The sequence below is a fragment of the Myxococcales bacterium genome (assembly GCA_022184915.1).
GTDB lineage: Bacteria > Myxococcota_A > Polyangia > Fen-1088 > Fen-1088 > JAGTJU01.
Map to the genome: position 1 here is coordinate 235,593 of JAGTJU010000006.1, position 14,857 is coordinate 250,449.

Annotated in this window: 16 protein-coding genes and 1 pseudogene; 15 read left to right on the top strand and 2 right to left on the bottom strand. The window is 64.9% G+C overall.

Annotated elements, in window-relative coordinates; genetic code table 11:
- Nucleotides 1-5 precede the first annotated feature (5 nt).
- From flgG to KA712_22170, 14 genes and pseudogenes are all read left to right on the top strand, one after another.
- A complete protein-coding gene (gene flgG, locus KA712_22105) occupies nt 6-791 on the top strand; it encodes a flagellar basal-body rod protein FlgG (protein ID MCG5055660.1) in 786 nt (261 codons plus the stop codon).
- A 10-nt stretch (nt 792-801) separates the two neighbouring features.
- The gene (locus KA712_22110; GenBank protein MCG5055661.1) at nt 802-1,476 is read left to right on the top strand and encodes a hypothetical protein; all 675 of its coding nucleotides are present in this window, start codon (nt 802-804) and stop codon (nt 1,474-1,476) included.
- A complete protein-coding gene (locus KA712_22115) occupies nt 1,473-2,186 on the top strand; it encodes a flagellar basal body L-ring protein FlgH (GenBank protein MCG5055662.1) in 714 nt (237 codons plus the stop codon). The genes KA712_22110 and KA712_22115 overlap by 4 nt, the downstream gene beginning before the upstream one ends.
- 47 nt (nt 2,187-2,233) lie before the next feature.
- Nucleotides 2,234-3,299 (top strand): annotated as a pseudogene (locus KA712_22120) (flagellar basal body P-ring protein FlgI).
- Complete coding sequence (locus KA712_22125; protein ID MCG5055663.1) at nt 3,299-4,060, top strand: M23 family metallopeptidase; 762 nt, start codon at nt 3,299-3,301, stop codon at nt 4,058-4,060. Before KA712_22120 ends, KA712_22125 begins: the two are co-directional and overlap by 1 nt.
- Complete coding sequence (locus tag KA712_22130) at nt 4,057-4,362, top strand: flagellar biosynthesis anti-sigma factor FlgM (protein ID MCG5055664.1); 306 nt, start codon at nt 4,057-4,059, stop codon at nt 4,360-4,362. The genes KA712_22125 and KA712_22130 overlap by 4 nt, the downstream gene beginning before the upstream one ends.
- A 2-nt stretch (nt 4,363-4,364) precedes the next feature.
- Complete coding sequence (locus tag KA712_22135) at nt 4,365-4,838, top strand: hypothetical protein (protein ID MCG5055665.1); 474 nt, start codon at nt 4,365-4,367, stop codon at nt 4,836-4,838.
- Nucleotides 4,839-4,846: 8 nt separating this feature from the next.
- Entirely contained in the window at nt 4,847-6,253 is a 1,407-nt protein-coding gene (gene flgK / locus KA712_22140) for a flagellar hook-associated protein FlgK (GenBank protein MCG5055666.1), read from the top strand.
- A 4-nt stretch (nt 6,254-6,257) separates the two neighbouring features.
- Entirely contained in the window at nt 6,258-7,139 is an 882-nt protein-coding gene (gene flgL / locus KA712_22145; GenBank protein ID MCG5055667.1) for a flagellar hook-associated protein FlgL, read from the top strand.
- Nucleotides 7,140-7,273: 134 nt separating this feature from the next.
- The gene (locus KA712_22150; GenBank protein MCG5055668.1) at nt 7,274-8,098 is read left to right on the top strand and encodes a flagellin FliC; all 825 of its coding nucleotides are present in this window, start codon (nt 7,274-7,276) and stop codon (nt 8,096-8,098) included.
- Between the two features lie 152 nt (nt 8,099-8,250).
- On the top strand, nt 8,251-9,585 hold the full coding sequence (gene fliD, locus KA712_22155; GenBank protein MCG5055669.1) for a flagellar filament capping protein FliD: 1,335 nt from the start codon (nt 8,251-8,253) through the stop codon (nt 9,583-9,585).
- A 6-nt stretch (nt 9,586-9,591) separates the two neighbouring features.
- On the top strand, nt 9,592-9,990 hold the full coding sequence (fliS, locus tag KA712_22160; protein MCG5055670.1) for a flagellar export chaperone FliS: 399 nt from the start codon (nt 9,592-9,594) through the stop codon (nt 9,988-9,990).
- A 5-nt stretch (nt 9,991-9,995) separates the two neighbouring features.
- Nucleotides 9,996-10,292 (top strand): hypothetical protein, encoded by a 297-nt coding sequence (locus tag KA712_22165; GenBank protein MCG5055671.1) that lies wholly within the window; start codon nt 9,996-9,998, stop codon nt 10,290-10,292.
- 5 nt (nt 10,293-10,297) lie between these two features.
- Nucleotides 10,298-11,584 carry a glycosyltransferase family 2 protein gene (locus KA712_22170; protein ID MCG5055672.1) on the top strand — a complete coding sequence of 429 codons (1,287 nt, stop codon included), beginning with the start codon at nt 10,298-10,300 and terminating at the stop codon, nt 11,582-11,584.
- A gap of 3 nt (nt 11,585-11,587) precedes the next feature.
- Here the strand turns inward: KA712_22170 and KA712_22175 are convergent, their stop codons facing one another.
- On the bottom strand, nt 11,588-12,127 hold the full coding sequence (locus KA712_22175; protein MCG5055673.1) for an isochorismatase family protein: 540 nt from the start codon (nt 12,125-12,127) through the stop codon (nt 11,588-11,590).
- A gap of 72 nt (nt 12,128-12,199) precedes the next feature.
- On the bottom strand, nt 12,200-13,054 hold the full coding sequence (locus KA712_22180) for a hypothetical protein (protein ID MCG5055674.1): 855 nt from the start codon (nt 13,052-13,054) through the stop codon (nt 12,200-12,202).
- Between the two features lie 144 nt (nt 13,055-13,198).
- Here KA712_22180 and KA712_22185 point away from each other — a divergent pair, with 144 nt between their 5' ends.
- Nucleotides 13,199-14,845, top strand: coding sequence for a glycosyltransferase family 4 protein (locus tag KA712_22185; GenBank protein MCG5055675.1), 1,647 nt, complete (start codon nt 13,199-13,201; stop codon nt 14,843-14,845).
- The last annotated feature ends 12 nt before the right edge of the window (nt 14,846-14,857 follow it).

Genomic DNA, 14,857 nt, shown 5'->3' on the forward strand with positions numbered 1-14,857 from the left:
CGACGATGCTGCGTTCGCTTTACACCGCCGCCACCGGCATGGAAGCCCAACAGTTCCAGATGGACACGATCGCCAACAACCTGGCCAACGTGAGCACCACGGGCTTCAAGCGCAACCGCGCGCAATTCGAAGACCTGCTCTCCGAGACGCTGCAGCCGGCCGGCGCTCCGACCCTTCAAGGGGGGGGGCGACCTTCCCCCCTGCAGGTGGGCCTGGGCGTGCGCACGGTGTCCTCGACCCGCAGCTTCTCCCAGGGTGACATGGTGACCACGAACAACCCCCTGGACCTGGCCGTGATGGGCGACGGGTTCTTCCGGGTTCAACGCACCAACGGCGAGCTCGCCTACTCGCGTGCCGGCAACTTCCGCATCGACTCGGCCGGCAGGCTCTCCACCCAGGCCGGCGAGCTGGTGGACCCGGGCATCACGGTGCCCCAGGACGCCACAGAGATCACGGCGCGTCCCGAGGGCATCGTGACGGCGAAGGTGGCCGGCCGTGAGGAGCCCCTCGAACTTGGGACCCTCGAGCTCGTGATGTTTTCGAACCCCGAGGGGCTCGAGGCGATAGGGGGGAACTTGCTCCGGTCCACGGTGGCGAGCGGCGTTCCCATCATGGTTCGCCCGGGTGAGCAAGGCGCTGGCACCATCTTGCAGGGCTTCACCGAAGGCTCGAACGTCAAGGCGGTCGAGGAGATGATCGGTCTCATCTCCACCCAACGCTCGTACGAGCTCAACTCGAAGGTGATCTCGACAGCGGATCAGATGCTGCAGCGCTTGACCAACCTGCGTTGAGACGACGGCCATGAAGTTCGGCGTATCACATCTGCTCGCGGCGGCGCTCGTTTGGGGCCAAGCCGCACCGGCACGCGCCGTCGATCGGGGCCAAACGCACGAGCAGGTGCGCGCCCTCGTGGAGCAGGCGGCGACAGGCGCGGTGACCCTGGCCGAAGCGCGGGTGACGATTGGGCGCACCACCGTGCGCCTGCCTCGCGGGTGCAAGGCGCTTGCTGCCGTGGTCGATCGACCCATTCAGGGCTCTGGCACGCTGGTGGCGAAACTGAACGGCCAAAACCGGGAGCAAGAGACCTGTGCGGGATGGGTTCGCGCGGACGTGACGGTGACCGCGCCCGTGATGATCGCAGCCCGGGTGCTGCGGGCTGGCGAGCCGCTCGACCTGGCCACGACGGTGGAGTGGAGGGAGATCGGGCCCGGGGCGACGCCGGCGGTCCCCAGAGCCGGGGCCTTCGCTGCGCGCACATTGATGGCCGGGCAGGTGCTGGACGCCGCCTCGGTGCGCGCCGATCGGCTTGCCTCGGGAGGTCAGGTCAAGGTGACGGTGCGCTCTGGGGGCGTGACGATCGAGCAGTCCGGTCGCCTCGTGTCCTGCGGCGCTGACCGCACGTGCGCGGTGCTGCCCTCGGGCAAGCACGTCGAAGGCGTGATGGAGGACGGCCGCCTGGTCGTACGCGCGCCATGAGGGCAGGGGCTTGCCGGGCTCTCCTGGGGCCCTTCCTTGCGCTCTTCCTTGCATGGGGACCTGGCTGCGGCAGCGGCCACATCAACGAATATCAACCGAAACGACGAAAGTACGATTTGCCTGCGGAACAACAAGACGTCGACAAGCCCTACTCGGAGGGCAGCCTTTGGCTTCCGGGTCGGCCTGCGTCCATGTTGTTCACGGACGCCCGCGCGCTGCGGGTCAACGACATCGTGGTGGTAAAGATCGAGGAGGTCGCCGACGCTCACCGTCGGGCCGACACCAACCTGGATCGAGAGTCCACCGCCGAGGCCAAGATTGACGCCTTTTTGGGCATGCTCAAGAAGCTTGAAGGCATCGACCCGGACTTCGAGGCCAAGCTGGCCGGCGGCTCGAAGAGCAGCTTCAAGGGCCAGGGGCGCACGGCACGCAGCGAGTATTTTCAGGCCACCGTGCCCGCCACCGTGCGGACGGTGCTGCCGAACGGGAACCTCTTCGTGGAAGGCCATCGGGTCATTTTGGTGAACAGCGAAGAGCAGCACTTCTACATTTCGGGCGTGGTGCGTCCCATCGACATCGACCAGGAAAACAGCGTGAAGAGCTCGATGGTCGCTGACGCGGAGATCGAGTTCGTTGGTAAGGGCGTGCTGACTGAAAACCAGCGTCAAGGCTTCCTGTCGCGCTACCTCGGGTGGTTATGGCCGTTCTGACGAAGCTCGGCCTGCGGCGCCTGGGGGCGCTCGTGGGGCTCGTCGCGATGGGCGCGGCGGCCGGCCCCGCGTTCGGCGTTCCGGTGCGCATCAAGGAGCTGGCCGCGGTTCAAGGCGTGCGAGAGAACGCGCTTTACGGCTACGGTCTTGTGGTGGGGCTGCGGCAGACCGGCGACACGGAGCGCGTGTTTTTTACGTCCCAGTCGATCAGCGGCATGCTGGGCCGGGCTGGGCATCCGCATCGATCCCCGCGACGTGCGCGTGCGGAACGTGGCTGCGGTCATGGTCACGGCGAAGCTGCCCACCTTTGCGCGGCCAGGCGCCAAGCTCGACGTGCACGTGGCGTCCATGGGTAACGCCACGTCTTTGCTGGGCGGCGTTCTGTTGGTCACGCCGCTCACCGGGCCTGATGGTCAGGTGTATGCGCTGGCGCAGGGCCCCGTGCAAGTGGGGGGCTTCGACGTGTCGGCCGCGGGCTCGCGTTTTCAAAAGAACCAGCCCACCTCGGGGCTCGTCCCGGGAGGCGGCACGGTGGAACGCGCCGTGACCCCGCGTCTGGACGGGGGGGTCGTGCTGCTCGGTCTGCGCTCACCCGATTTCACCACCGCCAGCCGCATCGCCCAAAGCATCAACGCGGCGTTGGGTGAGGGAACGGCCACGCCTCTCGATCCCGCCGCGGTCGAGCTGAAGGTGCCTGAAGCCCAGAAGGCCAACCCCATGGCGATGCTGACGCAGATCGAGGCCCTCGAGGTCGAAGCCGACCAGCGGGCCCGGGTCGTCGTCAGTGAGCGCACGGGCACCGTGGTGGCTGGCGAACGCGTGCGCATCCGCCCCGTGGCCATCGCTCACGGGGGGCTGACCATCGCGGTCAGCCAGACCCCCTTCGTCTCGCAGCCAAACGCCTTTGCCCAGGGGCGAACGGTCCAGGGCAACGTGGCCAGCGTCGAGGCCAAAGAGAAGGCGGGCCCCGTCGTGGGCTTGCCGGCCACCAGCACCGTCGAAGAGCTGGTCAAAGCGCTGAACCTCCTGGGTGTGACCCCCATAGACCTCGTTGCCATTCTCCAAGCGCTCAAGGCGCAGGGGGCTCTCGATGCCGATCTGGAGGTTCTGTGATGCGGGCCGTGGGGGACCTGGACGAGGCGGTCCGGGCGCTCGAGGCCACGCTGGCCCGGCAGCTTCTGCAGGCCAGCAAAGCCTTCGGCGGAGGCGACGGCCCGGGATCCCAGATTCGTACCGACATGTTCATCGAGACCTTGGCGGACGTGCTGGCCGAGGGCCAGGGCCTCGGTCTGGGGCCGCTCCTGCGCGCCTCCCTTGAAACTTCGGGTGCCGAGGCCACCGAGGTGCTCTCGCCGCTCGGCGAGTTCGGTCGCCCGCGAGGTTTGAACGGGTTGACGGGGGCTCCGCTTGCGCTTCCGGCCGAAGGGGAGGCAGGGGCTCACCCGCGGGTCTCGAGCGAGTTTGGTAGGCGCGTGGACCCCCTTGCGGGGGATGGGCGCTTTCATGCAGGCATCGATTTGGCCATGCCCGCCGGGACCCCGGTGAGGGCGGCCCTCGCGGGCGTGGTGAAGGGGGCGGGCGCGCGGGGCGGCTATGGCAACGCCGTGGAAATCGATCACGGCAACGGATTAACCACGCTCTACGGTCACAACGCACATCTGGAGGTCGAACCAGGGCAACGGGTCAAGGCGGGACAAATCATCGCGGAAGTGGGACAGTCGGGGCGAGCCACCGGGCCACACCTACATTTGGAGGTCCGGGTGGATGGAAAACCGACGAATCCACGGGCGGCACTTAATGCCTACCGCGTCCGTGTCGAAGACACAGTAGCGGCCGAATGGCCGCTGTCTCCAAAGGAAGGAGACAAGCGATGAAAGTCACCAACGACAAACCCGTCACCCAGGTCGACAGGACACCCGCCGCGGACGCTGCCCACCAGCAGCAACAGCGCGTGGGGGCCAAGCCGGATCGTGTGAGCGTCGAGCAGACACGAACCGCGGCCGAGATGGCACAAAATGCCAAAAAGGCCGTCAACGAAGACCGGGAGGCGCGGCTCAAGCGACTGGAGGCATCCGTCAAAGGCGGAACCTACAGGCCCAATCCGTCTCGCGTGGCCGAGGAGATCCTCGCCCAGGCCGAGCTGGACGCAAGGCTGCGCGCCCTTTTCATGGGTTGACGATGGAACACATAGAACGAGCGATTGTCACCAGCCAGGCCCTCGAGCAGACGCTGGAGGAGGAAGTTGTACGCGCCCGGAACCAGCGGGTGCTCATCCGAAACTTCGACGCGCAAGCGTTGCTCGACCGTGCTGCGGTTCGGGAGGCGTGGAACCGTCGCGTACGAAGCCTTCAACAGGAGCTTGGCGGGCACCTGACGGAGGTGGCCGAGCGGTACGGCCTGAGGGAGGTCACCATCGAAAGTCTAGCCCTCGTGGTGGAGGATCCCGCGCGCCGCTTGGCCGATAGCCTGGCGCACATCAGGGCGTTGGCAGGCACGCTCAACGAACTGGACGCGCTGAACCACCACCTGGCCCAAAGAGCGAGCGCGGTGGTCAGAGGGTTCCTGGGCGCGCTGACGGGTGGCAACGCCACCTATAACCAGAGGGGGGAGTCGCGGCCGGTGACGGGGTCCACTTATTCGGGGACTGCTTAGGAGCCATCATGGCCGACCTGCTCTCGATTCTCAGCCAGGGCGCCAACGGACTTTCGGCCCACCGGGCTGCCGCGCAGACGGCCGCCCACAACATTCAGAACGTGAACACCGAGGGTTACTCGCGACAGCGGGTCGACCTCGAGACCTTGCCGGCCGAGTATCTGCGGAACACTGCCTACGCCGGCATGGGTGTCGCCATAGGAGCGATCTCACAAAGCCGCGACGCCTTCCTCGAACGTCAGGTTCCGGCCACCCTGCGAGCTCAGGCGCAATACACCGCAGAAAGCAGCAGCCTGAGGTCGATGGTGGCGCTGAACCCCGAATCGACGGGAGGCCTCACGGAGGCGTTCTCGGCCTTTTACCGCGACATGCGCATGCTCTCGCAGAATCCGAGCCAGGCCGGTCTGCGCGCGGCCGTCACCGGCGCCGCCCGCAATGTGGCCTACGCGTTCAACCGAACCGCCAACGGCATTCAGTCGGCGCAAGCCGGCATCGACACACAAGTCGAGCAGAGCGTCGAGGAAGCGAACCGGATGGCCACTCGGGTGGCCAACCTGAACGGCGAGATCGCCAAGGCACGCGCCATGGGCGGTGAACCGAACGATCTGCTCGACCAGCGCCGCCTGGCCAGCGACCGGCTCTCGGAGCTCCTGGGTACCTATCCGGTGCCCGATGCCGCTGGCAACCTCAACATGGCCTTGCCTGGGGGGCTCGTGATCGTGAGCGCCAATGAGGCGTCCACCCTCACCGCAGCTGCGGATCCCAACAACGCCGGACGGCTCTCGGTACAAGTCACGCGCATCGGCACCCAGACCACGGAGATCTTGAGCTCCCGTTTGCTGGGCGGTGAGGTGCGTGGCTTTCTCGACGCGCGGGACGGCACCCTGCAGCAAACGCTAAATGCGCTCGACACGCTCGCCTTCGACTTTGCGAACAGCGTCAACACCCAGCACCTGGCGGGCTTCGATCTAAATGGCAATGCAGGGCAGCCGATGTTCGACGTGGGCGTCACCTCCGATGGCACCGCGGGAACGCTTTCCGTGAGCGCCGCCCTGATCTCAGACCATCGTCTTTTGGCCAGCATCGGCGCAGCCGGCAACGGGCCCGGCGACGGGAGCAACGTGCTGGCCCTCATTGCGACGGAGTCGCAGCTGCTTTCCGGGGGGGAGACGGCCGTGGGCGCCCTGTCGTCGATCATCTCCAGCTTCGGCGCACGAAGCCGCGAAGCTGAAGCCCGCGCCCAGCAAGAGTCTGCCATTGCCAGCAACCTGCGCGCGATGCGGGAATCCGTGTCCGGTGTGTCCATCGACGAAGAGATGGTGAACATGACCAAAGCACAGCGCGCCTTCGATGCGGTCAGCCGCGTGATCCAGACCGCGAACGAGATGATGCAAACCCTCATGACCCTGAAGTGAGACCATGCGTGTCACCGAGAAGATGATGTTCGAGACCGGCCGGGTGAATACGGGCCTCGCCCGAACCAAACTCGAACAGGCCGTGGCGGAGGTGAGCTCTGGCAAGCGCATTCGGCACCCGTCGGACGATCCCGCAGGCTCAGCGCTGCTCACGCGCGCCCGCCTCACGCACGACCGCTTCGAGGCCATCAAGGACACCGTGGGTCGCGCTTCAGACGAACTAAACATCGCCGAAGGGGTGATGGGTGAGCTCTCCAACGTGGTCCAGCGGGGACGAGAGATGGCCATGCAGATGTCCAGCTCGCAGTTTGGTCCGGACGACCGGGCAGCCTCGGCTCAAGAGGTCGACGGGCTCTTGCAGACCCTGGTGGGGCTCATGAACACCGAGGTGGCGGGGCGCTACATCTTCGGAGGCTTTCAAGATGGCGTGCCGCCCTTCGACGCCAACGGAGGTTACCTGGGCGACGCGGGCGTGCGGCAAGTGGAAATTGCACCAGGCGTCTTCGAGCCCGTGTCGTTGCGTGTGGACGTTGCCGTGAAAGGTGCGGGAGGTGGCGTGGATATCCCACGCGTGCTGAGCGATTTTGCAGCCGCGTTGCGGAGCAACGACATCGCTGGGATCCAGGGCGCCCTCGAGGGCTTCGACAGCAGCCTGACGCAGGTGTCGGCCGCCCGTATGGACGCGGGGGCAAGCCTGAACATCCTGCAAACAGCCGAGCAAGTCTCCATGTTTGGGCGCGACCATATGAAGATCCAGCTGGTGGAGATCTCGGAGACCAACTTGGCCGAGTCCGCCACACGGCTTGCCCTGGCCAACACCGCGCTCGAAGCCGCCATCAGCGCGACCGCGCAAAGCTTCCGTTTCACTTTGTTGGACAAGCTCTAAAAAAGCACCTTATCGCCGCTCGCGGCCGTGACGAAACACCAAGTGAAGGCGGACGGGTTGTCCGCTGAGACGCCCGGGCCGGGACGTCAGCAAGTTTCAAAAAGCGGAAAACCCGAAGCAAGGAGTCAGTCACCATGGGCATGTCAATTCAAACAAACGTCAGCTCGCTCGAAGCCCAGCGTCAGTTGTTCAATACTCAGCTGTCCCTCGATAGCTCGCTGTCGAAGTTGTCGTCCGGTTACCGCATCACCAAGGCGGGTGACGACGCCGCCGGCCTCGCGATCAGCAGCAACTTGCAAGCGCAGATCCGCTCCTACAACCAGGCCTCACGCAACGCCCAAGACGGCGTGTCGCTGATTCAGACCGCAGAAGGTTCGTTGAACGAATCCACCAACATCCTCTCTCGTCTGCGTGAGCTGGCATCCCAGGCGTCTTCGGCAGGCGTGGGCAACACCGAGCGCTCCTACATCCAGAACGAAGTTGGGCAGCTCATCTCCGAAATCGATCGTATCGCCAACTCGACGGAGTTCAACGGTCAGGCCCTTCTGAACGGCGCCACCACGCTGACTTTCCAGGTGGGTATCCGCAACGTCGATGCAAACGACCGTATCGCGGTGTCCACCGTGAACGCCACGGCGACGTCACTCGGCATCAACTCTCTGTCGTTGTCCTCGCAGACCGGTGCACAGAACGCGCTCGGCACGATCGACTCGGCCATCAACTCGATCAACAGCAACCGCGCCACGCTGGGCGCCGCGGGCAACCGGTTCACATCGGCCCTCAACTCGATTCAAATCCAATCGACGAACATTTCCGCCGCGAACAGCCGTATCCGCGACGTCGACGTGGCCGAGGAGACCTCGAAGCTGACCCGGGCGCAGATTCTCCTCCAGGCGGGTGTGTCGACCCTCTCACAGGCCAACCAGATTCCGCAGATCTCGCTCCGGCTTCTCGGCTAGCCTCCCGCGTGTTTGGCCGCGGCGCCCCGGGGTCTCCGGTCTACGCCGCGGCAGGACTCAAGTTTTCGGGTCAAAGGGCCGCTGTCTCTGGTCGAATCCCAGAAAAGCGGCCTTTTGTGTGACGGGAGCGCCCCTGGCACGAGGAGACGAACATGGCAGAGGCAACGTTCAGGGCTGGTGGCATCGTGTCGGGGTTGGATACAAACTTCCTCGTCGATCAGCTCACGAAGCTCGAGTCGATTCCCCTCGATCGCCTGAGGAGCCGGCAGGACGCGTTTCGGCGGCAGGTTTCTGCGATCGGGGATCTCACCTCGAAACTCGATGCCGTCAAGTCGGCGGCCGCCAAGCTGGCGGCGGACGGTGGTCTCGGGGTCAAGTCGACGACCACGAATACGGCGTTCTCCGTCACCCCGGGCACGTCGGCGGCCGCGGGGCAGTACGAGGTTCAGGTCACCAATCTGGCCACGAACGCCCGGGCATTGTCAGGCTCTGTGGCGCCCGAAGCGGAGATCCGGTCTGGAACCCTCACGGTCGGTATCGAAGGTACGAACTATGACATCACCATCAACGAGGGGGATGATCTGGCCACCGTGGCCGCGGCCATCAAGGATTCGGGCGCGCCCGTCTCGGCGGTCGTACTGAACGATGGCACGAACGACTTCCTTAGCGTCGTTCGCAAAGACTCTGGCTACACGGTGGGTTCGAGTGCGGCGGCCGCCCTGACCCTGACGGCGAACCAGACTGGAGGCTCAGGAACCAACCTGTCGTTCACCGTCACGCAACCGGAGAACGCCACGTTCGTCATCAACGACCTACCGTTTACCCGTACCAGCAACACGGTCACGGATGCGGTTCCTGGGACCACGCTGAACCTGATCGAGGAAGGGGGGGCCAGTGAGAAGCTCGTGCTCGAAAACGACACGACGAAGACCGCCGCGAACCTGAAGGCCTTTGTGGATGCCTACAACAGCGTCATGTCGGCTGTGTCGAGCAACCTCAAACCCTCTGCGGGCACGGATCGGTCACGGACGCTGGCGGGGGACGGGTCGCTGCGCTCGTTGCAGCAGGGGATGCAGGGGCTCCTCACCTCCGTGGTGGGCGGCCTGGGGGGTGTTCGTACGCTGGCGGACTTGGGGCTCAAGACGAGCCAAGCCGACGGAACACTCACCATCGACAACACCACGCTCGAACGGGCGCTCTCGAGCGACGCCACGGCGATCAACGAGATCTTTTCTACCGCCACGTCTGGTGTGTCGGACCTCGTCGACGGCTTGGTCGATCGCTTCACCGACCCTCTCGATGGTGTGCTTACTGCGCGGAAGAAGGGTATTGACGCGCAGGTGCGAGGGCTAGACACACAGCTAGACAGCATGCAGTTGCGGATCGACGCCTTCCGCGAGGCGCTCGTTACCCAATTTACGGCGATGGAGAAGATCGTGGCGGGGCTAAAGGTCACCGGTTCGTATCTGTCTTCGCAAGGGGGATAGTGATCCATGAATCCAATCAACAAGTACGCACAAACGCAAAACGCCACCGCCTCGAAGGAGCGCTTGATGGTGCTGCTTTTCGAGGCGGGCCTGCGCCACATCCGGAACGGCGCCCAGGCGCTCGAGAACAGCCGCTACGATGAGGCGGTCACCCCGCTCACGAAGGCGTCGGATATCGTGATGGAGCTTTCGAGGACGCTGGATCACTCACGCGCGCCTGAGCTGTGTGCGACGCTCAAAGACCTCTATGGCTTCATCAACGGTCGTTTGGTGAGCGCGACGGTGGGCCTCAATGCTCAGTCCGCACGTGAGGCAGAGCGGGTGTTTGGTCCTCTCGTCGAGGGCTTTCAGGGTGCCGTGGCCAAACTGCAGGCCGAAGGGCAGTTGGCGGCGGGGGCACGCTGAGCGTGATGGGATCGGCCGAACTTGCGCCCTTGTTGGCCTTTCGTACGGCGCTGTCTCAGCTCGAGTCGCATCTGTCGGAGGGACGATGGCAGGAGGCAGGTGAAGCCGGGCAGGCGCTCGCCGACGCCTGTGAGCGTTGTCAGTCGGCAGGCATCCGGTTGTCGCCCAGTGCCCTGACCGATGCCAAGACTCTCTTCGAGCGCTGCGTGACCTTGACGGCGCGCTGGCAGACACAACTACACACTGACGCACAGCGTGCGAGCTCATCGGCGCGCGCGCTCCACTCCTACAATCAAGGCTGACCATCGTGTCCCAAACGCAGCGGTCCGTCGACTGGTTCGCGCCGTTCAATCCGGCGGGTACGCGTATCTCGTTGTGCATGATCGTCCGCGACGAAGCGGAGCTCTTGCCTCGCTTCCTCGAGCGGGCCCGAGGGGTATGGGATGAATTGGTGATCGTCGACACGGGATCGCGAGACGAGACCGTCGCCATCGCGAAGGCAGCCGGCGCGCGGGTCCTACACCGAGAATGGGATCACAGCTTCGCGGCGGCCCGGAACTTCGGGTTGAGAGAGGCGCGGGGAGACTGGATTCTCTTCCTCGACGCGGACGAGTTCATCTCGGACGCTCTCAAGAGCGAAATCCGGGCGATCGCAGGGAATGCCGCTGTTGGGGCGGCCACGGTGGTGATGCGCAACGAGCTTCCCCACGGAAACGTACACGTCTCGAGTTTGCTCAGGCTATTTCGGCGTTTCGGCGAGGCCCAATTCCGATTCCCGGTACACGAGGAGGTTTGGAGCTCTCTCGAGCCTTGCTTGAGGCGCTCGGGCCAGCGCGTGGCGACGCTCGGAGGCATGGTGGAACACCTCGGCTACAAACCCGAGCGGGCGCTTGCCAAGAATAAAAAGCAGCGAGACGTGGCGCTGCTCGAGCGGTGTCTGAAGACCGATCCGTTTGATCTGTACAGTTGGTACAAGCTGCTCGAGGTGGCGCAATTCTGGAAGGATCCGGAGCTGCTGACGGGCACGGCGAACGCCTTTCGGGTTCTCCTCGACAAACAAGGCGTTTATGCCCTGGCGGGTTTCCCTTTCGCCGGGGAACTGCTCGTCCTCCTGAGTGAGGGTCTGTTCCGCTACAATCCGGAGGGCGCCTTGGCATTCCTTCTGCCCTTCGGAGATCGGATCTCGCCGAGCGCCTCGTATCACCTACGTACGGGCGAACTCTGGGAAGAGGCGGGCGAGCCGATTCGGGCCGCTGCCGAGTTCTGCAAGTGCCTGGCCCTCGACGAGACCACCCGCGACAGACAGTTGGCAAGCACCCGCCCGTTGCTGGGCTTGGCGAGGTTGGCGCTGGCCAAAGGCGATCTGTGGGAGGCCTGGCGCCATACGGAGACCGCCCTGCGGCTCAATCCTTGCGATCGAGAGGCCCTGCTCTCGGCCGTCGTCATCTGCCGGCAGGCGGCCGGACACGACGGCGTCGAGGACTTTGTCCGGGCTTACGAGGCCGTTCACGGCGCGACCCTCGCGCTCAGCAGCACGCTTGCAGAGCTGGCGACGAATCCGGGCTGGGTGGTGCGTCAGGCCGCCGTGGCTTGACCTTCAGCGGAGGCGCTTCGACAGGGACTTGAAGTCGTCCGTGCCGGCCACCTTGAGGGCGTCGAAGATCACGGTCTCGGTGATCGTCACCACGCCTCCTAGCTCCTGAATCATGCCGAGACCCCGCGCACGGTGGCCAAGGCGGCGCGAGAGTACGGCGTCCTCGGGCACGTGCACGTGGCGCCCACGCGCCAAGAGCCCGCGAACCGTCTGATACACGCATACGTGCGTCTCCATGCCCGTGACCACCCACCGGGCTCTTTTGATTCCGGCGAAGACCTGCTCGAACTCCGGGGCGTCCGTGGCAGCGAAGTGAAGCTTCTCGAGTTTGGAGACGAGTTCAGGCTTCGCCGCCAAAGCCGACGCCACTGGCGACACGGTGGTCCCGAGGCCCTTTGGGTATTGTTCGCTCACGAGGATGGGCCAGCCCTGTCGATGGGCAAGCTCGATGAGCAGCAGCACGTTGCGCTCGCAGGCCTCGCGCTCCGGCTCGGGCATCGCGGCCGCCAGCCGCTCCTGGAAGTCGACTATGAACAGAGCCATCTCGTCCGGTACGACGAGGTGGCGCGGGGAGGGGGCGTTCATGCCTGGAAGTCTAGCAGGGCCAGAAAGAGACTAGGGTGTACCGAAACGGTCTGCGAAGTAGCGCTCGAGCCTCACCATCAAGAACGGCAAGTCCGGCACGAAGAAGAGCGTCTTTTGGTAGTCGGTGGGGTCGTAGGGCAGGGCGGTCGCCACGTCCGGATCGAAGGGACGCATGAACGCATCGCTAGCGAAGCGGCCGAGCTCCCCGAAGGAAGATAGAAGCCCCGCGCCATAGGCCTTGGGCTTTCCTGACTCGAGCAACACACCAAACTCGGACGTGTACCAGTAAAGGCGCTCGAGTTCGTCGATGCGTGAGGAGGGGGCGAGGTTGGCCACCCGGCCGAAGAGACGGTTCAAGGCAGCCAGTTCGGGATTGCACAGGGACGCGGCGTGCCCCAGCACCTCGTGGATGAGGTCGGGCTCTGGCGTGTAGAGCGGGCGACTTCCATGGCGGATGTACTGGGTGGATAGGAAAACTGAACTGGCGAGCTGCGACAAGAAGCGCTGTGACGTGACCAGCCCGGCGACGGGCTGCATGCGAAACCCCGTCAAGGACTCGAGACGCGCGCTGACCTCTGCCAGCTGGGGCAGCTCCTCAGCGGACAGATGGAGCCGCTCGAGACCTTGCAAGTACCCCTGGCACGCAAAACGCTGGTGAACGGGGCGCAGCCGCCGCCACACCGTTGCCCACACGAGCTTTTCGTCGGCCGTGTAGTCGATGCGAGGTGCTGGTTCGCCAGCCGTATGCGAAAGGGCCACGCTGGCGATCTGGTTGCGTCGCGCCCGGTAGCCGGCATCCCGAAAGCCCGGATGGTCTCGGTCGAGGGCGACCAAGTCGGAAAGGCCGGTCGGAGTCCCACTGAATTCTGAGGCACTCGACGTCATGAAATCCTCCGGCCGCAGCCGCTCGCCCCCGTGCCTCCCTTCGACGCTGCGACGTTCTACCTCCAGTGTACCGCGGCAAAGAGCCGCGCGCCGCAACTCCGAAAGTTGACGGGGTCGAAAGCTTGGGGGTTCCATAGCACAAGCATGCACACTCTGGGCACTTTCATCGAACCAGGCATCGAGGCCGGCGGGCGAGGTGCCGATGGGCTCCTCGTCGGTCGGCGCGTGGCGAACGATGCGTTCTTGCGGGCGCTGATCCGGCACGCGGACGTCGCACGTTTCCTGCTCTTCGTGGGTGAAGAAGCGCAGCGACCAGGCGTTCAACAATTCGTGAACTCTTTGAACTCCGACGATGCGGCTCGTGTCGAGGTGGCCCACCGGTTGACGCTTCCCGACCGCCTCGCTGCTGGTGAAATCTCGGTGCTGCACCACGAGAGTCACTGGGGGTGGTTCTTCGATTTGGTGGCGCTGCGCGACCGCTTCGCGTCGGTACACGTCCCCGTCACGGGACAAATCCATAGCCTCTCGTACCCGCGTATGCTCGAAAGCTACTTGCGCGGCGTTCTTGCCCCTCCAGGTCCAGGAGACGCGGTGTTCTGCTCGAGTGCAGCGGGACTGGCCGCGTTCGAGGCGAGCTGGAAATATGTGGCGGAACGCTGCGGATCGGAGGCCGTCCTCCTGAACTGCGAAAAGCCACTGATTCCGCTAGGCGTGGATCTCGACAGTCTCGATCGCGGTGCGCAGACGTTTCCGCGTGACGCTCTCCGGGCGCGCCTTGGGCTCTCGTCACAGGCGTGCGTCGTGCTGTCGATGGGACGGTTTTCCGAATACGACAAGATGGATCTCTTCCCGGTCGTGCGCAGCTTCTCGTGGCTCGTGCACAGCGAACCTTCTCGCGACCTTCACTTGGTGCTCGCGGGTGCACGGCAGGGCACCTCCACGTCCGACATGGTTGCCTTGTGGGCCGCAGCCATGGGCGTCGCCGATCGCGTGCATCTGGTCATCGACTTCCCGCCCGAAGAAAAGGGGGGATGGCTGTCGGCTGCCGACGTGTTCGTTTCGGCCAGCGACAACGTCCAGGAGACCTTTGGGCTTTCGGTCATTGAGGCCATGGCCATGGGCTTGCCGGTCGTGGTTTCGGACCTGGACGGCTACCGGGACACCGTTACCGACAAAGACGTGGGGCTCCGGGTCAGGACGCGTCCGGAAGCGGATCTTGGCCTGCTTCGCCAATTTGGGATGACGCTCTTCGAGCGGCCCCTCCACCTTCTGCTGGGGCAATCGGTGAGTGTCGATCCGTTGGCCCTACAGGCGGCTCTGGCCACGCTCTGTGGAGACGGAGAGGTCCGTCGGGCGATGGGCGAAAGGGCACGAAGTCGTGCCAGGGTAACGTATGGATGGGAGCGGGTCGTACCACGTTACGAGGAGGTATGGAGACGCCTTCGTCAGAGGGCGCCGCAGCGGGTGCAGGCCGAACCCTTTGCCCTCGACTTCGGGCACGTATTCGCAGGGCACTTTGCGCCGCCGGAACACGCCGCCGAAGATCGGCCGCTGCGCCTTTTCGGGGACCCGAACGCCATGAAGTTTCACGTACACCCGGAGCTGCGCTCGCTCTTCACGGAAGCCGACGTCAGCCACGCGCTGGGGCTCCTCCGTGGGGGGACGTGCACCCGGGCGGAGCTGCGGGAGCGCCTACACGCCTCGCGCTTCGAACGGAGCGTTCGCGGCACATTGGCCGCGCAGCTGATGGTCTCCTGGCTTCTCAAGCAGGGACTGGTTTGCGAACACTGAGCTTCTGCGCTC